The sequence below is a fragment of the Ruegeria sp. CDSA241 genome, assembly GCF_059611265.1.
Window position 1 is genome coordinate 145,713 of sequence record NZ_JBXWPF010000002.1, and the last position, 21,595, is coordinate 167,307.

General features: G+C 56.1%; 24 protein-coding genes. 15 read left to right on the forward strand and 9 right to left on the reverse strand.

From position 1 onward, the window contains the following. Positions 1-51: 51 nt before the first annotated feature. The 4 genes from purL (at position 52) to grxD (ending at position 3,472) form a co-directional block, all read left to right on the forward strand. Positions 52-2,211, forward strand: coding sequence for a phosphoribosylformylglycinamidine synthase subunit PurL (purL, locus tag AC2FJV_RS02810; RefSeq protein WP_142635129.1), 2,160 nt, complete (start codon positions 52-54; stop codon positions 2,209-2,211). Between the two features lie 134 nt (positions 2,212-2,345). Next, positions 2,346-2,582, forward strand: coding sequence for a BolA/IbaG family iron-sulfur metabolism protein (locus tag AC2FJV_RS02815; RefSeq protein WP_142634001.1), 237 nt, complete (start codon positions 2,346-2,348; stop codon positions 2,580-2,582). A gap of 250 nt (positions 2,583-2,832) precedes the next feature. After that, the gene (locus AC2FJV_RS02820) at positions 2,833-3,156 is read left to right on the forward strand and encodes a hypothetical protein (RefSeq protein WP_496693207.1); all 324 of its coding nucleotides are present in this window, start codon (positions 2,833-2,835) and stop codon (positions 3,154-3,156) included. Further along, a complete protein-coding gene (gene grxD / locus AC2FJV_RS02825) occupies positions 3,110-3,472 on the forward strand; it encodes a Grx4 family monothiol glutaredoxin (RefSeq protein ID WP_281972151.1) in 363 nt (120 codons plus the stop codon). The genes AC2FJV_RS02820 and grxD overlap by 47 nt, the downstream gene beginning before the upstream one ends. Here grxD and AC2FJV_RS02830 read toward each other — a convergent pair whose 3' ends face one another. Genes AC2FJV_RS02830 through AC2FJV_RS02840 form a run of 3 tightly spaced genes read right to left on the reverse strand, consistent with a single transcriptional unit; the run spans position 3,473 to position 4,964 of the window. Further along, positions 3,473-3,790 (reverse strand): MliC family protein, encoded by a 318-nt coding sequence (locus AC2FJV_RS02830; protein ID WP_271946931.1) that lies wholly within the window; start codon positions 3,788-3,790, stop codon positions 3,473-3,475. 32 nt (positions 3,791-3,822) lie between these two features. Further along, the gene (locus AC2FJV_RS02835; protein ID WP_281994664.1) at positions 3,823-4,218 is read right to left on the reverse strand and encodes a cell division protein ZapA; all 396 of its coding nucleotides are present in this window, start codon (positions 4,216-4,218) and stop codon (positions 3,823-3,825) included. Continuing rightward, positions 4,218-4,964 carry a hypothetical protein gene (locus tag AC2FJV_RS02840; RefSeq protein ID WP_496712554.1) on the reverse strand — a complete coding sequence of 249 codons (747 nt, stop codon included), beginning with the start codon at positions 4,962-4,964 and terminating at the stop codon, positions 4,218-4,220. The genes AC2FJV_RS02835 and AC2FJV_RS02840 overlap by 1 nt, the downstream gene beginning before the upstream one ends. Positions 4,965-5,200: 236 nt before the next feature. On the opposite strand from AC2FJV_RS02840, the gene tkt reads away from it, so the two are divergent. Further along, the gene (gene tkt, locus AC2FJV_RS02845; protein WP_496712559.1) at positions 5,201-7,225 is read left to right on the forward strand and encodes a transketolase; all 2,025 of its coding nucleotides are present in this window, start codon (positions 5,201-5,203) and stop codon (positions 7,223-7,225) included. A 58-nt stretch (positions 7,226-7,283) separates the two neighbouring features. Here the strand turns inward: tkt and AC2FJV_RS02850 are convergent, their stop codons facing one another. Then, entirely contained in the window at positions 7,284-8,246 is a 963-nt protein-coding gene (locus AC2FJV_RS02850) for a DUF808 domain-containing protein (RefSeq protein WP_142634015.1), read from the reverse strand. Between the two features lie 184 nt (positions 8,247-8,430). On the opposite strand from AC2FJV_RS02850, the gene gap (AC2FJV_RS02855) reads away from it, so the two are divergent. From gap (AC2FJV_RS02855) to gap (AC2FJV_RS02865), 3 genes are all read left to right on the forward strand, one after another. Continuing rightward, entirely contained in the window at positions 8,431-9,432 is a 1,002-nt protein-coding gene (gap, locus tag AC2FJV_RS02855) for a type I glyceraldehyde-3-phosphate dehydrogenase (RefSeq protein ID WP_142634017.1), read from the forward strand. A gap of 71 nt (positions 9,433-9,503) precedes the next feature. Further along, complete coding sequence (locus AC2FJV_RS02860; RefSeq protein ID WP_496687942.1) at positions 9,504-9,647, forward strand: hypothetical protein; 144 nt, start codon at positions 9,504-9,506, stop codon at positions 9,645-9,647. 82 nt (positions 9,648-9,729) lie between these two features. Further along, positions 9,730-10,734, forward strand: a complete 1,005-nt coding sequence (gap, locus tag AC2FJV_RS02865) for a type I glyceraldehyde-3-phosphate dehydrogenase (protein ID WP_496687940.1) — start codon at positions 9,730-9,732, stop codon at positions 10,732-10,734. Here gap (AC2FJV_RS02865) and coaD read toward each other — a convergent pair. The 3 genes from coaD to AC2FJV_RS02880 all read right to left on the reverse strand — a co-directional run bounded on the left by coaD (position 10,726) and on the right by AC2FJV_RS02880 (position 12,703). Continuing rightward, positions 10,726-11,217, reverse strand: coding sequence for a pantetheine-phosphate adenylyltransferase (coaD, locus tag AC2FJV_RS02870; protein WP_142634021.1), 492 nt, complete (start codon positions 11,215-11,217; stop codon positions 10,726-10,728). The genes gap (AC2FJV_RS02865) and coaD overlap by 9 nt on opposite strands. Positions 11,218-11,302: 85 nt before the next feature. Beyond that, entirely contained in the window at positions 11,303-11,740 is a 438-nt protein-coding gene (locus tag AC2FJV_RS02875) for a CBS domain-containing protein (protein ID WP_142634023.1), read from the reverse strand. A 60-nt stretch (positions 11,741-11,800) separates the two neighbouring features. Next, a complete protein-coding gene (locus AC2FJV_RS02880; RefSeq protein WP_281972156.1) occupies positions 11,801-12,703 on the reverse strand; it encodes a LysR family transcriptional regulator in 903 nt (300 codons plus the stop codon). 101 nt (positions 12,704-12,804) lie between these two features. Here AC2FJV_RS02880 and AC2FJV_RS02885 point away from each other — a divergent pair, with 101 nt between their 5' ends. Both AC2FJV_RS02885 and AC2FJV_RS02890 read left to right on the forward strand, forming a co-directional pair. Then, positions 12,805-14,304 carry a CoA-acylating methylmalonate-semialdehyde dehydrogenase gene (locus tag AC2FJV_RS02885; RefSeq protein WP_496712563.1) on the forward strand — a complete coding sequence of 500 codons (1,500 nt, stop codon included), beginning with the start codon at positions 12,805-12,807 and terminating at the stop codon, positions 14,302-14,304. 201 nt (positions 14,305-14,505) lie between these two features. After that, entirely contained in the window at positions 14,506-15,093 is a 588-nt protein-coding gene (locus tag AC2FJV_RS02890) for a L,D-transpeptidase (protein ID WP_271946907.1), read from the forward strand. Positions 15,094-15,148: 55 nt separating this feature from the next. Here AC2FJV_RS02890 and AC2FJV_RS02895 read toward each other — a convergent pair whose 3' ends face one another. Together AC2FJV_RS02895 and AC2FJV_RS02900 are read right to left on the reverse strand one after the other, a co-directional pair. Beyond that, positions 15,149-15,625 carry a fasciclin domain-containing protein gene (locus AC2FJV_RS02895; protein WP_496712567.1) on the reverse strand — a complete coding sequence of 159 codons (477 nt, stop codon included), beginning with the start codon at positions 15,623-15,625 and terminating at the stop codon, positions 15,149-15,151. 77 nt (positions 15,626-15,702) lie between these two features. Beyond that, complete coding sequence (locus AC2FJV_RS02900) at positions 15,703-16,548, reverse strand: class I SAM-dependent methyltransferase (protein ID WP_271946902.1); 846 nt, start codon at positions 16,546-16,548, stop codon at positions 15,703-15,705. Between the two features lie 144 nt (positions 16,549-16,692). On the opposite strand from AC2FJV_RS02900, the gene AC2FJV_RS02905 reads away from it, so the two are divergent. From AC2FJV_RS02905 to AC2FJV_RS02925, 5 genes are all read left to right on the forward strand, one after another. Next, positions 16,693-17,808 (forward strand): carboxylate-amine ligase, encoded by a 1,116-nt coding sequence (locus tag AC2FJV_RS02905; protein WP_142634035.1) that lies wholly within the window; start codon positions 16,693-16,695, stop codon positions 17,806-17,808. A 128-nt stretch (positions 17,809-17,936) separates the two neighbouring features. Continuing rightward, entirely contained in the window at positions 17,937-19,079 is a 1,143-nt protein-coding gene (locus AC2FJV_RS02910) for an acyl-CoA dehydrogenase family protein (RefSeq protein ID WP_496687930.1), read from the forward strand. Positions 19,080-19,086: 7 nt separating this feature from the next. Then, entirely contained in the window at positions 19,087-20,127 is a 1,041-nt protein-coding gene (locus AC2FJV_RS02915) for an enoyl-CoA hydratase/isomerase family protein (protein WP_496687927.1), read from the forward strand. 3 nt (positions 20,128-20,130) lie between these two features. Further along, positions 20,131-21,003 carry a 3-hydroxyisobutyrate dehydrogenase gene (mmsB, locus tag AC2FJV_RS02920; RefSeq protein WP_281972160.1) on the forward strand — a complete coding sequence of 291 codons (873 nt, stop codon included), beginning with the start codon at positions 20,131-20,133 and terminating at the stop codon, positions 21,001-21,003. A gap of 94 nt (positions 21,004-21,097) precedes the next feature. After that, positions 21,098-21,496: a hypothetical protein gene (locus tag AC2FJV_RS02925; protein WP_281994673.1), complete on the forward strand. Its 399-nt coding sequence runs from the start codon at positions 21,098-21,100 to the stop codon at positions 21,494-21,496. Positions 21,497-21,595: the final 99 nt, after the last annotated feature.

Sequence of the window (21,595 nt, forward strand, 5' to 3'; positions counted from 1 at the left end):
CCTTGCCCTACAAGGCCCGCAATCTCGGCCACCATGGATACAGGACAAACGATGCAAGAGCCCGCCATCACACCGGATCTGATTGCCGCGCACGGGTTGAAACCCGAAGAATACGAGATGATCCTGGAGATTATCGGGCGCGAGCCAACCTTTACCGAGTTGGGCATTTTCTCGGCCATGTGGAACGAGCATTGTTCCTACAAATCTTCTAAGAAATGGCTGCGCACCCTGCCCACCTCTGGACCCCAGGTGATCTGCGGACCGGGTGAAAATGCAGGTGTGGTCGATATCGGCGATGGTCAGGCCGTGGTCTTCAAGATGGAAAGCCACAACCATCCGTCTTACATCGAACCCTATCAAGGTGCAGCCACAGGTGTTGGAGGTATCCTGCGCGACGTTTTCACCATGGGTGCGCGCCCAATTGCCTCGATGAACGCGCTGTCTTTTGGTGAACCCGGCCACCACAAGACCCGTCAGCTGGTCAATGGCGTGGTCGAAGGTATCGGCGGCTATGGCAACTGTTTCGGCGTCCCTTGCGTTGGCGGCGAAGTGCGCTTTCACCCGGCCTATAATGGCAACTGCCTTGTGAATGCCTTCGCAGCCGGGCTGGCAGACAGTGACAAGATTTTCTACTCAGCCGCGTCGGGCGTCGGCATGCCCGTTGTCTATCTCGGTGCGAAAACCGGGCGCGACGGCGTCGGCGGTGCCACCATGGCCAGCGCCGAGTTTGACGACACCATCGAAGAAAAGCGCCCCACCGTTCAGGTCGGCGACCCCTTCACCGAAAAACGCCTGATGGAAGCGACGCTGGAGCTGATGCAGACCGGCGCGGTGATCTCGATCCAAGACATGGGTGCGGCGGGCCTGACCTGTTCCGCAGTTGAGATGGGTGACAAAGGCGGTCTGGGCGTTCGGCTTGATCTGGAAAACGTCCCCCAGCGCGAAGAGAACATGACAGCCTATGAGATGATGCTGTCGGAATCCCAAGAACGCATGTTGATGGTTCTCAAACCCGAGCTTGAGGCCGAGGCTCGCGCCGTTTTCGATAAATGGGACCTAGATTTCGCCATCGTGGGTGAAACCGTCGCCGAAGATCGCTTTCTAATCATGCATAATGGTGAGGTCAAAGCCGATCTGGTTCTGTCCAAACTCTCCTCAACCGCGCCCGAATATGATCGCCCGTGGGAGCCTACACCGCAAGCAGAAGATCTGGCCGACGTGCCTCAGATCGACCCAATCGACGGTCTGCGCGCCCTGCTCGCTTCGCCAAACTATGCGGGCAAGCAATGGGTTTACGAGCAGTATGACACCATGGTTATGGCCGATTCCGTACGTACACCTGGTCTGGGCGCCGGCATGGTTCGTGTACACGGCACCGACAAGGTTCTTGCTTTCACCAGTGACGTGACCCCGCGCTATGTGCGAGCCAACCCTGTTGAAGGCGGCAAGCAAGCTGTTGCCGAAGCCTACCGCAACCTGACCGCCGTCGGGGCATTGCCGCTGGCGACCACTGACAACCTGAATTTTGGCAACCCAGAAAAGCCCGAGATCATGGGCCAGTTCGTCGGCGCGATCCAAGGCATTGGTAAGGCCGTCGCAGCGTTGGATATGCCCATCGTGTCCGGCAACGTGTCGCTTTACAACGAAACCGACGGTCAGGCGATCCTGCCGACCCCGACAATTGGAGCGGTCGGCCTTCTGGCGCACACGGACGAGATCATAGGTAATGAGGTCCGCGACGGCCACGTGGCTCTGGTCATCGGCGAAACGCAGGGGCATCTGGGCCAATCCGCGCTTCTGGCCGAAGTGTTCAACCGCGAAGATGGCGACGCGCCGCATGTCGATCTGGACGCCGAAAAGCGCAACGGAGAGTTCATCCGCGCAAACCGAGAGATGATCAAGGCTTGCACCGATCTTGGCGATGGTGGTCTGGCATTGGCAGCCTTCGAACTGGCCGAAGCAACCGGCGTCGGCATAACGCTTGACGACGCCTCGACCGAATTCCTGTTTGGCGAGGATCAGGCCCGTTATCTGGTCGCCTGCAACTTTGACCAGGCCGAAGCCCTGATGATTGCCGCAGGTCAGGCTGGCGTTCCACTGGTATCGGTCGGGCGGTTCACGGGCGACAGCGTCCGCATCGGCTCTTCTGAGGCCTTGCTTGATGAACTGACTGCCACTTTCCGCAACAGCTTCGCCGAAGCCGTCGCCTGATTTTGGCACCTGCGCTTCTGAAAACCTGCACTTTGACAAGTGCAGGTTTTTGTCATTTCGGGGCGTCTATCTGACCCTTGCGCGCCCCGCCCCGGCGCACTACATCTTGGGAAAGACTTTCAGGAGAAACCTACATGCCGATGAGCGCCCACGAGATTGAGAACCTGCTGCGCGACGCGTTTCCCGATGCGGACATTCAGGTCGGCGGCAGCGACGGCGTACATATGTCGGCCATGGTCGTGGATGAGAGCTTTCGTGGCAAAAACCGGGTGCAACAACAGCGAGCAGTCTATGCAGCCCTCAAAGGCAAGATGGACGGCCCGGATGGCGACTTGCACGCGCTGGCGCTGACGACGAAAGTGCCTGAGTGAGCACGACTTTTGGGGCATATGCTATTTGGGGTGTCGTGCTGATTGCCATCCTTGGTATTTATGTAGTGGTTATTGTCAGACGTAGCCGCTCTGACCGAAAACCAGTTACGCGCGATCCCAAGGGGGCAACCTCCAGCCAGAATGCGACTCTAGTCGCGTCAACGACAGACGGAGGCAGAGGCGGTGGTGTTAGTGCAATCGTTATTCCTCGGGACCCACAGGCATACGCAAAAACCATGGCCCCCAAGAAATGAACCTTTGGCTCGTCAGCATTTGCGCAATCGCAGCATTGATAGTTGTCGCCGCGCTGATCGAGGCCTATGTAAAACGCAACAGAAAGCGTAAATTTGCTGACATGCGCCCGGACCCCGACAAAATCAGCAAGGTTGGCGGCATTGAACGGTACGGGCTTGATCCGGTGACGCTGGCACAGGCCGAGCACCAACGATTGGAAAAAGAAGGCTGGGCTCCTGGCCAAGCAGAGAACGAAACGACCGCCGAAGATGCGGGCGAAAAGGATGACCAAGATGACCGACGTGAAAACCCAGATCGACGAGACCGTCAAAGCCAATGATGTGGTGCTATATATGAAAGGCACCAAGGAAATGCCGCAATGCGGATTCTCCTCGCGCGTGGCAGGCGTGCTGAACTACATGGGCGTAGAATTTGCTGACGTGAATGTACTAGCCGACGAAGGCTTGCGTCAGGGGATCAAGGACTATTCTGACTGGCCGACTGTTCCGCAACTCTATGTCAAAGGCGAGTTCGTAGGTGGATGCGACATCATCACCGAGATGACCCTGTCAGGTGAGCTGGACACCTTGTTTGATGACAACGGTGTCGGCTACAACAAGGAAGCCGCTGATAAAATCAGGGAAGCAAACGCCTGATCAGCGGCTGACGCAATTTCCCAATAAGACCTGCTCGCTGGCGGCATCTGCACCTGTCGCCAGAAAGCTCACCGTGGCGTCCCAGCCTTTGGAGCGCAGGATGTAAGTGCCAGTTGTTCCGTCGGATTCATAGCGAATACCAGAGCCGCTCTGAGCTTGGCGCAAAGTCACCAGCTTATTGTCGACCATCATGGCTGCCGCGCTGGATCCATCCTCGGCATTGAAATAGGCAACCTCAAGAGGCACGCCGTTATCACAAGTAAATGTGACGGGCAGAATATCGATCCCAGCCCAGGAAACCTGCGCTGACACAGACATGAAAGTTGCAATAGCAATAGTACGCATATTTATCATTTCGTTGACTTTTCTTCTATGAATGCCGCCATTGCCTCGGCCCGAGCAGCCAATTCTGCCAAGGTGTCGGTGACCGAAGGTGGAACCACGGCAACTTCAATTCTTTCCGGCTCGGGCTGTGGCATGCTGCGCAGGTTCCGAAGCTCGGCTTCGGCCTCCGCTAGCTTATTTTCCAGCGAGTTGATCTTGTCACCCGTGGCGGCGGCTTTGTCTGCCAACATCAATCCAGCCATCAAAAGCATCCGGGATTCAGGCATCCGACCGATCTGATCCGACAATACCTGCGCTTCATCATCCAGCAATTTAGCAGCAGCTTGCAGGAAAACCTCTTCGCCTTCCTGGCATGAAACCTCAAAGCCGCGCCCCCCGATTTGAATGGTCAATTCAGGCATTATTCCACCTCTCCTTCGGCCAGTTTCGCCTGAGACAGCAACGGTTCCAACCGGGCCAGCACGGCATGTGCTTCGGCCGCATCGGTGGCCTGCGCTGCGCGCGTTGCCTCAAGCTCGGCAGCTGTGGCACGGTTCAATAGATCCGCATCGGTCATTCCGTCTTCTGCAGCTGCGCGCAGCTCTTCGATCGACATTCGTAGTTGTTCGTTGGCTTTGCGCATGCGCTGGAGATCATCATCCAGACGCGACATCGCCGCGCCATGGCTACTGCGTTCGGCGCGCAGCATTTCTAACTCGGCGCTGAGTTCCGCCACGCGTTCACTATCCGCCAATTCCGAACGAAGACGGGCATTTTCGGCTTTCAGTTCTTCGACAACATCCTGATCTTCCAATGCAGCCTTTGCGCTTGCCAACTCGGCCCGTGCGGCTTCGACCGAGGCAAGCTGTGCCCTGGCATCGTCGAGTTGCTCGCGCAGCGCTGCACTTTCCTGATTATCGGACGGGGTATTACGCAAGCCTTCGATTTCTAGGCGCATGGCATCGGCTTCGGAATCGTGCCTTTCTTTTAATGATCTGAGACGCTCTTCAAGTTGAGCATTCGCAACCCTCTCATCATCCAGAGCTACACGCAGAGTGTCATCTTCTCCACTGTTGCCTGCGCCAACTTCCGCCATTGTCGCAATGCCGGATCCAATCCGATCCATCGCGGCCACAATACGGCGTTGTAGTTCTTCGATCTGGCTCATGCCCCTGCCACCTTTTTTATCAAGGTTCCTTTGTTTCGCGAGGTTATCCGAATCAACCTTGTACGCGTCTTGGCCTAGTCTAACCCAATGGCATCGAAAATACCCACTGTTTGCTTTCAACGACTTGGGTCACATTCTTGATCCAGCAAAACCCTGCAGCACCCAGTTCTACTTGCACTTTGAGGGCTGAATGGTATTGAGCGGCCATCTGCCTGTAATCCAAAGGAACAACACCCGTGGACCTGACTGCGCTGCGCAATGCCAACCCCGAACACTGGGACAAAGCTGCGGCCATCCGCACATTGACCCTCGACGCCGTCGCCGCCGCCAATTCCGGCCATTCCGGTATGCCAATGGGCATGGCCGATGTCGCGACTGTACTGTTCGAAAAGCACCTGAAATTCGATGCCTCGGCCCCAAACTGGCCCGACCGCGACCGGTTCATCCTGTCCGCCGGTCACGGCTCGATGCTGATCTATTCGCTGTTGTATCTCACTGGGAACGCTGACGTTACGCTGGAACAGATCAAGAATTTCCGTCAGCTGGGCGCAAAAACTGCAGGTCACCCCGAGAACTTCCTTGTCAACGGGATCGAAACAACAACCGGCCCGCTGGGTCAGGGGATCTCGAACGCCGTTGGTTTTGCCATGGCCGAGGAAATTCAGCGCGCTCATTACGGCAAGAAGATCGTAGATCACTATACCTATGTCATCGCGGGCGACGGCTGCCTTATGGAAGGCGTTAGCCAAGAGGCCATCACGCTGGCCGGCCGTCACGAGCTGGGTAAGCTGATCGTGTTCTGGGACAACAACAACATCACCATCGACGGCACGGTCGACATCGCTGACCGGACCGATCAGGTGAAACGTTTTGCCGCCTCGGGCTGGCAGGTCATCGAGATTGATGGTCATGATCCGCAGGCCATCGACGAGGCCATCACCAAGGCGAAATCGTCAAACAAGCCGACCATGATCGCCTGTGAAAGCCATATTGCTTTGGGTCACGCCGCGCAGGATACCTCGAAAGGCCACGGCGCCCTGACCGATCAGGAACAGCTGAAAGCGGCCAAAGAGGCCTATGCCGCCCCGCATGGCGCCTTCGAAATTCCGCCAAATGTCAAAACCGCCTGGGAAGCAATCGGTTCCCGCGGCGCGGCCGAGCGGTCTGCGTGGGAGGAGCGTTTCGCGCAAATCTCTGAACGCAAACAGGCCGAGTTCAACCGCTCTTATGCGTTCGAGGCACCCAAAAAACTGGCCGGTGCCATCCGCTCGTTCAAAAAGCAGATGTCGGAAGATCAGCCCAAGTTGGCCACCCGTGCCTCGTCCGAAAAAGTTCTGAACGTGGTCAATCCGATCATGCCGGAAACTATTGGCGGGTCTGCTGACCTGACCGGTTCGAACAACACGAAATCGGCCGATATGGGCGTGTTCCTGCCGGAAAACCGCAAGGGTCGGTACATCCATTACGGTATCCGCGAACACGGCATGGCCGCCGCGATGAACGGTATGGCGCTGCATGGCGGCATCCGTCCCTATGGCGGTACCTTCATGGCGTTCACCGACTATGCGCGGCCCTCGATGCGGCTTGCAGCGCTGATGAAGATACCCACGGTCTTTGTGATGACCCATGACTCGATCGGTCTGGGCGAAGACGGCCCGACCCACCAGCCGGTCGAGCATCTGGCAATCTCACGCGCGACACCGAATACCTATGTGTTCCGCCCGGCGGATGCCGTTGAAACAGCGGAATCCTGGGAACTGGCGCTGACCTTCAAGGACAGCCCTTCGGTCTTGTCTCTGACCCGCCAGGGCGTGCCGACCGTACGCAAGGATCACAAAACCAAAAACCTGACTGCACAAGGCGGCTATGTTCTAGCCGAAGCCGAAGGCAAGCGTCAGGCAATCCTGATCGCAACCGGTTCGGAAGTGTCGCTGGCGATGGAAGCCAAGGCGATGCTCGAGGCCGAGGGCATTGGCACGCGCGTCGTGTCGATGCCATGCATGGAACTGTTCGCCGAGCAGGATGAAGCGTATCGCAAGCGGGTTCTGCCCGGTGGAGCCGTCCGTGTCGGCATCGAGGCCGCCGTCCGCGCCGGAGGCTGGGACCGCTGGCTGCTGGGTGAACGCGGCCGTGACGCCAAGGCAGGCTTCATCGGCATGTCGGGCTTTGGCGCGTCTGCCCCCGCTGATGAACTGTACAAACATTTCGGCATCACTGCCGAGGCCACAGTTGCAAAGGTCAAGGAATTACTGGAGCTGTAATTCCCAATTTCAAACATCAAGCGAAGGGCGGCCATGCGCCGCCCTTTTCGTTTTCTGATTAATGCGTTTCAGATTTCCGAGACAAAATCGGCGCGACCACCTTGGTTGCAATCGGGATCAGCACGAACCCCCAGGCCAGCCCGAAAATGCCATCCATCGTGGCTTTGGAAATCCACTCCACGGCACCTTCCCATTGCGCCGAAACCGCATGCCCGGCTGCATAGGCCATGTCATGGATCTGATGTCCCAACCAGCCAAAACCCAGAACCTCAAGCCCGTGAATGATGATCGAGCCGCCAACCCACAGCATCGCAGCTGTGCCGACAATCGACAGCACTTTCATGACAACCGGCATCGCCTTAACCAATCCACGCCCCAATCCGCGCCCGATCGGCGTTGGTGCGTTCCGCGCCAGGAAAAGGCCCACATCGTCCATCTTCACGATCAAGGCGACCGAGCCATAAACGGCCAGGGTCACACCTAGTCCAACAACGGCCAGCGTTGCCGCCTGCATCCAGATATTCGGTGCTTCGATGGCGGCAAGGGCGATTGTCATGATCTCGGCGGACAAGATGAAATCGGTTTTGATCGCCCCCTTGACCTTCTGCTCTTCCAGATGGCCCGGGTCTTTGACCTTCATATCTTCGTCTATAACGTGGCTGCCATGAGGGAAAAGCAGGTGAAATATCTTTTCTGCCCCTTCGAAGCACAAATAGGACCCGCCAAGCATCAACAAGGGCGTTATCAACCAGGGTGCAAAATTGGCCAGCAACAAGGCGACTGGCAACAGCAGGATAATCTTGTTGAAAATCGAGCCGCGCGCAATGCGCCAGATGATCGGCAATTCCCGCGCCGGGGCAAAGCCCTGCACATATTTCGGAGTAACTGCTGCATCATCGATGATCACGCCCGCAGTCTTGGCCCCGGCCTTGCCGGCGGCAGCGACCACATCGTCCACTGACGCTGCAGCAACCTTTGCTATGCCAGCAACATCATCCAACAGTGCCAACAAACCACTCATGCGTGTTTCCTCTCATCTCACCTGTCGCCAGGGGACCCTACCCGATCCGACGGCTAGCGCAAGCGTTAGCGCAACCGGCGAAGGTTTGCGCTAACACGTTAAGAATATGTCACTTTTGCCCTTTTGAGAAAGCGTCTGTGCCGCTATATGCCCCGCAGAGCAAGCGCATTTTTGGAGACGTCAGATGACCATCAAGGTCGGCATCAATGGATTTGGCCGTATCGGCCGCTGCACCCTGTCGCATATTGCGGCATCGGCCCGCAACGACATCGAAGTGATCAAGGTCAACGCGACCGGCCCATTGGAAACTACCGCCCACCTGCTGAAATACGACAGCATCCACGGCCGCTTTCCCCGCGATGTTTCGATCGAAGGCAACACCATGGATTTGGGCCGCGGCCCAATGGAGGTGTTCTCGACTTACGATATGAACGAGCTTGATTGGGAAGGTTGTGACGTCGTTTTGGAATGCACCGGAAAATTCAACGATGGCCTGAAAGCCAAAACGCATCTGGAACGCGGTGCTCAGAAGGTTCTTTTGTCTGCGCCAGGCAAGAATGTTGATAAAACCATTGTCTATGGCGTGAACCACAACAGCCTGGTTACTGAAGATAGAATGGTTTCGAATGGCTCTTGCACTACGAACTGCCTTGCTCCGCTTGCCAAGGTGCTGGACGAAGGTATCGGGATCGAACACGGTATCATGACTACGATCCATGCCTATACCGGCGACCAGCCGACACTGGATCGCCGTCATAGTGACCTGTATCGCGCGCGCGCTGCGGCAATGTCCATGATCCCAACTTCAACAGGTGCAGCCAAAGCTCTGGGCGAAGTTCTGCCGAACCTGAAGGGTCGTTTGGACGGCTCGGCTATCCGTGTACCAACACCAAACGTTTCTGCTGTCGACCTGACTTTCCATGCGGCGCGTGACGTGACTGTCGAAGATGTTAATGCCATCGTTCGTGAAGCATCACGGGGATCAATGCAGCGCGTCGTGGGCTATGAGCCTGCGCCGCTGGTCTCGACCGATTTCAATCATACCGAAGAAAGCTCGATTTTCGCACCAGACCAGACACGGGTTGTTAACAACCGCATGGTTCGTGTTCTGGCTTGGTATGACAACGAATGGGCCTTCTCGGTCCGTATGGCAGACGTCGCCGTGGCCATGGGACGGCTTAACTAAAACGCCGTAGAAATGTTGTACCTTTACACCCGCTCAGTTTATCTGGGCGGGTGTTTTCATTCGGGGCCAACATGACCAATCAAATTGCTATCTGGCTTGGCTTTCTAATACTTGGCTGTCTGCTAGTCGATTACGCAATGTTCGACTCTGAGAACCTGATCTTCCTGGGAAAGAAACTTTACACCTTCCTGGACTGGCTCGCCTTCTGGCGCTGACAGAGGTTTTTCTTGACTTTTTCCTTGATCTAGCTTTGTTAGCGCTAACTTTGCAATAACAGACACCCAGACGGAGCAGACCATGACACTCAAGTTGGCAATCAATGGATTTGGACGGATCGGGCGCGGTGTTTTGCGGGCCTTGATGGAATCTGGGCGGACCGACGTTCAGATCGTGGCCATAAACGATTTGGCCAAGCCCGAAATTAACGCGCATCTCTTTGAATTCGACAGTGTGCATGGACGTTATACAAAGCCCGTTTCCCTGACCGACGCCGGTTTGGATGTCGGTGCAGGCCCAATCCGCCTAACCAGCGAACGCGAGCCTGAGAAACTCGTTTGGTCCGATATTGACGTTGTTCTCGAATGCACAGGCGTGTTCCGCACGCGCGAAGCCGCGGCGCGCCATTTTGACAACGGCGCCAAAAAAGTTCTGATTTCTGCTCCTGCCCGCGGGGATGGTGCGGTCAAAACTATCGTCTTCGGGGTAAATAACCATGAACTGACCGTCGAGGATACGATCGTTTCGAACGCATCCTGCACGACCAACTGTTTGTCGCCCGTTGCTGCGGCGCTGGACGAGGGTTTGGGCATTGTCCACGGAAACATGACAACCGTTCATGCCTATACAGCCAGCCAACCAGTTCACGATACCGCCGGAAAAGACCCGTATCTGTCACGCGCGGCTGCATTGTCGATGATTCCCACCACTACGGGGGCAGCCTCAGCCGTAGGTCTCGTATTGCCCCAGTTGGCAGGTAAATTGACTGGACAGGCAATCCGTGTTCCCACTCCGAACGTCTCGGTTGTGGATCTGGTGGCCGAGGTGTCGCGCCCAACAACCGAAGAAGAGGTCAACCAGTTGTTCATTGATGCCGCGGCCAATATTCGCGGTGTCCTGGCTGCGGAAAGCCGCCCACTAGTGTCGATCGACTTCAATCACGACGCACACAGTTCGACCGTCTCTTTGGCTGAAACCAAGGTGACAGACGGCACGTTGGTCCGGGTGCTGGCCTGGTACGACAATGAATGGGGCTTTTCTAACCGGATGCTGGACACGGCGGCCGCGATGGGCGCGCTATCCTAAGCGCGCACGCAGCGCGTCATTTACGCGGGGCGTGACGAAATTCGACACGTCCCCGTTCAATCGCGCGATCTCTTTCACCAGTTTCGAGGCAATCGCCTGATGGCGGGCCTCAGCCATAAGGAACACCGTCTCGATCGAGTCGTCCAAAGCGCGGTTCATACCGACCATCTGGAACTCATACTCGAAATCCGCAACAGCACGCAGGCCTCTGACAATGACCTGAGCACCTACGTCGCGGGCACAGTTGATAAGCAGGTTTTCAAAAGGATGGGCGACAATTTCAGTTCCGGTCTGTTCGGAAAGAAAGGAACATTCGGCTTCGATCATCTCGACCCGTTCTTCCAACGAAAATAACGGCCCCTTTTCCCGATTGATCGCCACCCCAATCACGAGCTTGTCAACCAGAGCGGCCGCGCGACGGATGATATCAATATGACCCAGGGTGATCGGATCAAATGTTCCGGGATACAATCCAACCCTCATTGCCGCCTCCTGCGCAACGAAATTTCTGCGCAAGCAAACATAACTTGGCTATGGGTGCAAGTAGTTGCGTCGCGTTTCTATGGGCTTAATGGCCCATGATCATGCCTTCCAATGCGTCTTTTTCCATTGCCAGTTCGGAAAGCTGTGCTTTGACAACGTCGCCTAGGGTAACAATGCCAACGAGGTTACCGTCCTCAACAACCGGCATATGGCGAAAGCGCCCTTCGGTCATCCGCGACATTATATCCTGGACAGTATCCTGTTGCGTCGCTGTCACCAGCTCGCGGGTCATATACGCGCTTACGGGTTTTGATAGGCATCCGCTGCCGCTTGCGGCCAGTTCGCGCACAATGTCACGCTCTGATAAGATGCCCGATGCGGTCTTGCCGCCGTCTTCTGATACAACCACCGTTCCGATGCGCTTTTCTGCAAGGATTCCTGCAACCTCTGAAACTGTGCGCGAAGGAGCAACTGTCACCACGCCTCCGGTGGCTTTGGATTTCAGAATGGCCTGAACAAGCATTGACGTAACCTCCGAAATAACATCGTGTTTTCCAAAGCGTTGCCGGAATGAAATAGCCTGTCAAGGTGAAGCTTCAGCCTCAAGCCGCTCAACTTCATCGCGAATCCCTTGGGACAGGGCCTGCGCGAACCGATTCAGCCGCTCGTTTCGTTGGTCACCTTGATGTCGAACCAGATGAAAACTGCGTGTCAAACTCACTTGATCAACCAATATTTTCTTCAACTTCGGGTGAAATGGCAGTGTGAAATCATGCGCAATGCAGATCCCTGATCCCTGCGAAACCTGCCGCAGTTGGACAGAGACCGAATTCGAGGCCAGCGCGACACGGTCAACACCCAGATCGACCAGATAGTCCAGTTCGCGGTCGAATATCATATCAGGTATGTATCCGATCATACGATGCCCCCCTAACGTGCTGATGGAATGAACCGCAGGGTGATCGGCAAGGTATTCCTGCGTTGCGACAAGATGAAGTTTGTAATCGGTAATTTTCTGTACAAGCAGTTTTCCAGCGGTCGGTGCGCTGACGGTCACGGCCATATCGGCTTCACGGCGTGAAAGGTTGATGACGCGCGGCAAGGCCAGAATTTGTATGTCCAGATTGGGATTGGCGTCACAGATCTTGCCACACACCTGCGGCAACAAGTAGTTCGCACACCCGTCCGGTGCGCCGATCCGGATTTGCCCGCTCAACCTCTCAGATGGTTCTGCCATGGCGCCTGCTGCAGCTCGCATCGCCTCTTCGGCTTTTAGACCGTGGTCCATCAAACGCTCACCAGCTGAGGTCAGCACATATCCCTGCTGCGATTTGGTGAACAGCGGCGCATCCAGAGACGCTTCCAACCGCGCTACACGGCGTCCGACCGTAGCCGGGTCAATCCGAAGTAATCGCCCCGCCGCCGAAAGGCTTTCTTCGCGGGCTACGGCCAGAAAGACCCTCATATCATCCCAATTAGGTGTCACGCTTCACCTTTGCAATTTTGCAAAACACCTTTGGGACATTGCCTCTGTTCAAGCCATTTATGCAAGCCTATTCTGCGCGCAGACCTTCGGAGGAATTCGCAATGAACGAACTGTCCCATTTCATCAACGGTGAGAATGTCGCCGGCACGTCCGGCCGATATGATGACGTGTTCAACCCCGCTACCGGCGAGGTACAGTACAAATGCCCGATGGCAAGTGGTGCCGAGACCACAGCAGCCATTGCTAGCGCCGCAGCCGCACAACCGGCCTGGGGTGCAACGAACCCGCAAAAACGCGGGCGCGTGATGATGGCGATGGTTCACCTGATGAACCGCGACATGGACAAGCTGGCCGAAGCGCTGAGCCGCGAGCACGGCAAGACGATCCCTGACGCGAAAGGCGATCTGCAGCGCGGTCTAGAAGTGATCGAATACTGCATCGGTGCTCCGCAGATGTTGAAAGGCGAATTCACCGACAGTGCGGGCCCAGGCATCGACATGTATTCTATGCGCCAGCCTTTAGGGGTCGTGGCCTCGATCATGCCGTTCAACTTCCCGGCCATGATGCCTCTGTGGCATGTGGGCCCTGCCCTGGCCTGTGGCAACGCTGTTGTTCTGAAACCGTCCGAGCGCGATCCTTCAGTACCTTTGATGCTGGCGGAACTTTTCGTTGAGGCAGGTTTGCCCAAAGGTGTGTTCCAAGTGGTCAATGGCGACAAAGAGGCCGTGGACACCCTGTTGGACAGCGAGATCATTCAGGGCGTTTCCTTTGTGGGCTCGACCCCTATCGCGCAGTACATCTATTCGCGCGCCACGGCCAACGGCAAACGCGCGCAGTGTTTCGGCGGCGCCAAGAACCACATGATCGTCATGCCCGACGCCGATCTTGACCAGGCAGCAGATGCCCTGGTTGGCGCCGGTTTCGGCGCGGCTGGCGAACGCTGCATGGCCGTATCGGTTGCCGTCCCGGTCGGAGAGGATACCGCCGACGCGCTGATCGAAAAGCTTATTCCTCGTATCGAGAAACTGAAGGTCGGCCCCTACACTGCCGGCGATGATGTTGACATGGGACCGGTCGTGACCGGTGCTGCCAAAGAGCGCATTTTGGGACTGATCAGCTCGGGCGTTGAACAGGGTGCCAAACTGGTTGTTGATAATCGCGACTTTAGCCTGCAGGGCTATGAAGACGGCTTCTTCGTCGGCCCTCACCTGTTTGACCACGTGACGCCCGACATGGACATCTATAAGCAAGAGATCTTTGGTCCGGTTTTGTCGACCGTCCGCGCAGGATCGTACGAAGAAGCGATTGGCTTGGCTATGGACCACGAATACGGCAATGGCACGGCGATCTTCACCCGCGATGGAGATACCGCGCGTGACTTTGCCAGCCGGATCAATATCGGCATGGTCGGTATCAACGTTCCGATCCCGGTTCCGTTGGCCTATCACACCTTTGGCGGTTGGAAGAAATCCATGTTCGGTGACCTGAACCAGCATGGTGCGGATAGCTTCAAATTCTATACACGCACAAAAACGGTCACCGCGCGTTGGCCTTCAGGCATCAAAGAAGGCGGCGAGTTCAACTTCAAAGCCATGGACTGATCCAAACGAAAGCTGTGGATCCACAGAGCCCGGCCACCACTGGCCGGGCTTTTTCAATACACGGCCAAGTTTCGCTTGTGATGTTCGCTTCACAATAAATTCACTCAACACTCCCTAGGAAATCTGATCAGAAAAACATAAGTTACACGCAGTTCCGCGCGAGCAGTTCCTGAACCGGAGGCCAATTTGTCAGATCCCCGCATGACCCGTCGCTCTGCATTGTTAGGTGCAGCGTCTCTGTTGATGACACCTGCACTGGTGCGCGCACAAAGCAGCGCCGATGCTTTCCCACTCGACGAAGAAGCGATCAGCACACAGCTAGCTGTGCGGCGGAATGTCTCCTCATTCTCGCACCAAAATTGGCAGGATCACTTCGATCAGTTAGGTGTCGGCTGCCTGCTGGCAGATATCACAAGCCGCGCTGTACACTATTGGGGGGCTGACGGGACGTACAAACTGTACCCCAGCTCAGTCCCTATGAGCGAAGAACTCACAAGGCGTGGTTATACCGAAGTAGTACGCAAGCGCGAAAACCCAAGCTGGACCCCGACCGCCTCAATGCGCGAGCGCGACCCGAACCTGCCCATCCGAATTGAAGGTGGCGAGTCCGGAAATCCGCTGGGTACGCGGGCGATGTATCTGGGCTGGCCAGCATATCTGGTGCACGGCACGCACGATACACGCAAGATTGGACGCCAAAGTTCTTCTGGATGTATTGGCCTTTATAATCAGCATGTTGAAGAGTTATATCCGCTGGTTCAGGTTGGCACCAAGGTCAGATTGGTCTGACAGAATGCCCCGGCCATAACGGCCGGGGTTTTTGCTTGATCACGGTGGTTGCCAATTATTCCGGCAGGATCACCGCATCGACGACGTGGATCACGCCATTGCTGGCCTCGATATCGGCCTGCACAACCTTGGCGCCATTCACTTTGACGCCGTTTTTACCATTCACACTCAGGCGATCACCCTGCACGGTCAGAACTTTGGTGCGCTTGCCAGCGATGTCCCCAGACATGACTTTGGCCGGAACCACATGGTAAGTCAGGATTGCGACCAGTTGGTCTTTGTTCTCGGGCAGTAGCAGCGTTTCCACCGTCCCTTCGGGCAGTGCGGCAAAGGCCTCATCCGTGGGGGCAAAAACGGTGAACGGACCGTCCCCTTTCAGCGTATCGACCAGACCCGCCGTTTGAACCGCTGCAACCAGTGTGGTGAATGATCCAGCAGATACGGCGGTATCCACGATATCGGCGGCCTTCGCTTGTACCGGCAAGGTAAGTGCGATTGCGGCGGCGGCGCTCAGGAAAGTACGGCGAAACATATTTGAGATCTCCTATCCAGGTTGTTATGGAAAGGGGTACGGGCGTTTCGCTGCACCGGATCAATTTGGTGTCAGATTTATTTGACCTGAACCCAAATACTTTGCGCGCGCCCATCTTTCAAAAACGGCAGCGCCTCGACCGCATCCTGGCGATCCTGTTGCAAGAAGTATCCAGGCCAAAGCATTGAATATGCACTAGATTGCAACAATGCATGCAACATATATTGCTCGCCCCATCCCGGGCAGTCATAGAAGAACCGCTTGGGGTATTCGTAGGGTAGAAAAACATCGTGCACATGGATCACAACGCCTGGTTTTAAGGCCGGTATGATGCGACAGAACAGATGCGCGACATCATTGCTCATCCGGACAACATGGCTGGAATCGATGAACAGGATGTCACCCGCTTCAAGCTGTTCGAAGAGGGCTGGATCGACCTCTTCCAACCGTTTCTGTTCGAATTGATCGACAACATGCGCGATGTCCGCGCGCGGATAAGGATCAATCGCGGTGATTTGCGTCTGCAGCCCGCCATCCAATACAGCCTGCCGTGTCACGCGCGTTGAATTACCGCAGCCAACCTCAATCACCCGCTTGGGTTTGAAACGTCGGACCATAAGATACAACGCATCCGCATCTGGGCTGTCATAATACCCGTTGCCGATCCTATACCCGGTTTGATTGCGGGACGGATCTTTCAATGCAGCCAAAGCGGCGGCATGTTCACCATATTCGGCTACCAGCTGCGAGATGTCGAAATCGGCCATTCCCGGTGACAACGAATAAGCCGAACGGGTCAGCCCGCCTGCCCTTTCGAACGCCTCCAGCCGGGCACGCTCGTCCCGTTCCGTGACTTTGTCAATCAGCCTGACACCAAATCGGTCGAGAACGGCATTCAGCCGCGGGAATTTCCTGGGTTTCACACAATGGCTCCGGGGTTCTTCTGAACTTTGACCCGTTCCTTACCGTTGCTAGCCCGATGACCGCAAGGACTCTGCCGGTAAACACTTGGCAAAAAGCGTATTTCCGTATTCACTGTTTCGCATAAAGCTAGAAAGAGGGCCGCCATGCAGCAGGAATACACGCTGGGCATTGAGGAAGAGTATCTTCTGGTCGACCGCGACAGCCTTGAACTTGCCCAAGCACCCGCTGCACTGATGGAAGCCTGCCAGGCTGATTTTCAGGGCCAGGTCAGCCCCGAGTTTCTGCAGTGCCAGATCGAGGTTGGCACCCGCCCCCATGCAACGATCCGCACGGCCCGAGAAGATTTGAAACGCCTGAGGGCGGGTGTGGCGGATCGGTCCGCCGAATACAATCTGGCCCCGATTGCTGTGTCCTGCCACCCCTTTGCGGACTGGAAGAAACAGCACCACACGCGCCGAGAGCGCTATGACGCCTTGCAGCATGCCCTGGGCGGTGTCGCGCGACGGATGCTGATCTGCGGGATGCACGTGCATGTCGGTGTTGAAGAACCGTCATTGCGGGCCGACCTGATGCCGCAGCTTTCCTATTTCCTGCCGCATCTGTTGGCGCTCTCCACATCCTCGCCCTATTGGAACGGAGAGGATACCGGCCTGTCTTCCTATCGCCTGACCGTATTCGACAACCTGCCCCGCACCGGATTACCACCAGTTCTGGCAAGTTGGTCGGAATATGAACGTACGACAGGCATTCTGGTCGAACTTGGCGTGATCGAGGATACCTCGAAAATCTGGTGGGATTTGCGACCGTCTCATCGCTTTCCAACGCTCGAAACACGCATAATGGACGTGCAGCCGAGGTTGGAGCACACTTTGTCACTGGCTGCAATGGTACAGGCGCTGGTCCGAATGTTGTGCCGTCTGAAAGACCGCAACTTGCGTTGGCGGCAATATGACAGGTTCCTGATTGGTGAAAACCGGTGGCGGGCGCAGCGTTACGGTGTCGGCGAAGGCATGATTGATTTCGGGGATCGATCCATCAAGCCCATGCCGGAACTTATGGGTGAACTGATGGGTATGCTGGCCGAAGATGCCGAAGCACTGGGCACCATGACTGAACTTGCCCGGCTACAGCAAATCGCACAAAACGGCACATCTGCCACGCGGCAACGACGTGTTCACGCCGAAGCGACGGCCAAAGGTGCGGATGCAGGCAGGGCTGTGGTTCAGCATCTGATCGAAGAATTCCATCAGGATTTATGACCTGCCTCAAAGTATGATCTAATCGTTTTCGCAATATCCCTGTCAGGAATTGCTGGGCGTGCAAAATTTCTGTAAGAATCAGGAAATAAACACTCGTTCAATTCATCCGGCGACGTGGGAGGAAACCAATGGATTTTGCACCAACCGAAGAGCAAACTGCTATCTTCGATATGGCCTATGAGTTCGGGCAGGAGCATATCGCACCCTTCGCCCGGCAATGGGAGGCAGATGGCACTATTCCCAAAGACCTTTGGCCCCGTGTAGGAGAGCTTGGCTTTGGCGGTCTCTATGTGTCCGAAGATAGTGGCGGTTCCGGTCTTAGCAGGCTGGATGCGACGATGGTGTTCGAGGCCCTTTCGATGGCTTGCCCTTCAGTCGCGGCCTTCCTGACGATCCACAACATGTGCGCCAAGATGTTAGACACATTTGCCGCGGATGAGCTGAAATCGCGGATCATGCCGGATATTCTTAGCCTGAACACAGTCCTCAGCTACTGCCTGACCGAACCCGGATCAGGCTCGGACGCAGCCGCGCTGAAAACCCGCGCCGAACGCACGAACGAAGGTTATACGCTGAACGGAACCAAGGCCTTCATCTCGGGCGGCGGATACTCAGATGCTTATGTCTGTATGGTGCGCACCGGACAGGATGGTCCCAAAGGGATTTCAACCCTGTATGTCGAAGATGGCACTCCAGGTCTTAGCTTTGGCGCGCTTGAACAAAAGATGGGCTGGAAAAGCCAACCAACGGCGCAGGTTCAGTTTGACGACTGCAAAGTTCCGGCGGGCAATCTGGTGGGTACAGAAGGTGACGGATTCAAATATGCGATGATGGGCCTGGATGGCGGTCGCTTGAATATTGCCTCATGTTCTTTGGGGGCGGCACAAGCAGGTCTGAACATGACGCTTCAGTATATGTCCGAGCGTCAGGCATTCGGGAAGTCGATTGATCAGTTTCAAGCGCTGCAGTTCAGGCTTGCGGATATGGAAATAGAATTGCAGGCGGCCCGGACGTTCTTGCGTCAGGCGGCCTGGAAACTGGACACGGGCGCACCGGACGCCACCAAGTTCTGTGCAATGGCCAAGAAATTCGTGACTGAAACCGGATCAAAAGTGGTCGACCAATGCCTGCAACTGCACGGCGGTTATGGGTATCTCGCCGATTACGGTATCGAAAAGCTTGTCCGCGACTTGCGCGTTCATCAAATTCTGGAAGGCACAAACGAGATCATGCGCGTCATTGTTTCTCGTCAGATGCTTGCCCAACGCTGAGACCCCGATGTCAGATATTGAAATTCACACTACCGGCCGCGCTGGACGCATCACTCTGACACGCCCCAAAGCTTTGAACGCGCTGAGTTATGACATGTGCATGGCGATAGATACGGCCATGCGCAACTGGCGCGAGGACGAGTCAGTTGACCTGATCATACTGGACGCCGTTGGCGATAAAGCATTTTGCGCCGGGGGAGATATCGCAGAGCTTTATGATACCGGGTGCAAAGGCGACTTTGCCTATGGGCAGACTTTCTGGCGCGATGAATACAGGCTGAATGCACTGATTTTCGAATACCCCAAGCCCGTGGTCAGTTTCCTACAAGGGTTTACTATGGGTGGTGGCGTCGGAATTGGGTGCCATGGAAGCCACCGCATAGTCGGTGAAACATCTCAGATTGCCCTGCCCGAGTGCTCTATCGGTTTGGTGCCGGATGTTGGTGGCTCTCTGATGCTCGCGCTGGCTCCGGGTCGACTGGGAGAATACTTGGGCACAACAGGTCACCGAATGGGCCCTGCGGACGCCATTTATGCGGGCTTTGCCGACCATTTTATCCCCATTGAAGAATGGCCCGGCTTGATCGAACTGCTCGAAGCTTCCGGGAGCACAGACCTGTTGGTCGAGCATTCCCAGACGCCACTCACAGGTAAACTTGAAAAGGTCCAGGCGGAAATCGACGTGCTTTTCAATGGCGAGGGGTTGAACGACATCCTCAACGCGTTGCGCTTTTCCGAGACCCCGTTCTCTGACGCGGCGCAAAAGTTGATGGGCCGCAACTCTCCACTATCCGTGGCTTGTACCATTGAAATGATCCATCGGCTTAAGGCGCTGGATCTGTCGATCCGAAAAGCCCTGGAGATGGAATACCGCTTTACGGCGCGCGCCATGGAACACGGAGACTTTCTGGAAGGTATCCGCGCGCAGATCATAGACAAGGATCGCTCTCCTAATTGGCGTCACCATGGCAAACCTGTTCCCGCCGTGGATATTTCCGCAATGCTGCGGCCCCTGGGCAGCGTCGCCCTGACATTCGAGGAGGATTAAAGAATGAAAATCGGGTTTATCGGCCTTGGAAACATGGGCAATCCAATGGCAGTCAATCTTGCCAATGCCGGGCATGAAGTCGCTGGGTTTGATATGGCCGAGGTGTCGGTTTCCGGTGTTACTTTGACTGGGTCAGGGGCCGACGCTGCAAAAGACACAGACATCGTCATCACCATGCTTCCGAATGGCCAGATACTTCGATCCGTCGCAAATGAGATCATTCCAGCGATGAATGAAGGGGCCGTCTGGGTCGATTGTTCGACAGTGGATGTCGACAGCGCTCGAGCTGTTGCCGATATGGCTTTGGCTGCGGGAGTTTTGGCCGTCGACGCGCCCGTATCGGGCGGTATCGGAGGCGCCTCGGCTGGGACGCTGACATTCATGGCAGGTGGAAGCGCCGAGGCATTCGAAAAAGCCCGGCCCTTGTTCGACATCATGGGGCAAAAGGCAGTGCATTGCGGAGATGCGGGCGCGGGTCAGGCGGCCAAGATCTGCAACAACATGATTTTGGGCGTCACCATGATTGCAACCTGCGAGGCCTTCGCGCTGGCCGACAAATTGGGGTTGGACCGGCAGAAAATGTTCGACGTTGTCAGCACCTCCTCGGGCTATAGCTGGACGATGAACGCATACTGCCCTGCCCCAGGCATCGGCCCGCAAAGCCCGGCCGACAATGGTTATCAACCCGGCTTTGCCGCCGAACTGATGTTGAAAGACCTGCGTCTCAGTCAGCAGGCGGCGGAAAGCTCGGATGCCGACACCCCAATGGGGATGATGGCGACCGAGCTGTATCAGCAATTCGTCGAAAGCGAAGATGGGCTGGGGCTGGACTTCTCGGCCATGCTTCCGCGATTTGAAAAGCGCGGTCGGAACTAGGATGCCCTTGGGCGGCTTCCTGCCCATAGGGTTGACCCCTTTCCTGCCGATGTCCATCTAATGGAGAGGTTCAGCATCGATTCTTGGGGCTACGATGACGCATAATTTGGTCAAAGCGCTTACTGTTCTTGCTCTGGTCGTGACCCCGGTGGCGGCCATGGCCGGTAACGGGAAGGGAAACGGCAAGAACAAGAATAGCAATAAGGTCATCCGCATTGCGCCTCAGGGCGGTATTGTTGCAACTGGAAACGCCGGCCACTGCCCGCCGGGCCTGGCCAAGAAAAACGTACCCTGTGTCCCTCCGGGACAGGCCAAAAAGCTGTATAGAAATGGCGAGTTTATCAATGGCGACTATCGCTGGATTGATGATCCGTTTCGGTATGGCCTGAATAGGGGAAGCTATGTCCGCGCAGGCGACTACGTGTATCGTGTCGACCCGGATACACGCAAAGTTCTGAACCTGATCGGCGCGGTTGCAGACATCCTGAACTGACAATCGCGGCCTGAATTCAAGCGGTCGAAAAGCAACCTCTGTCGATTTGAGAAAGTAAGCAGGCTCGGGCATTTTTCAGCCTGTTTTCAAAATTTTGAC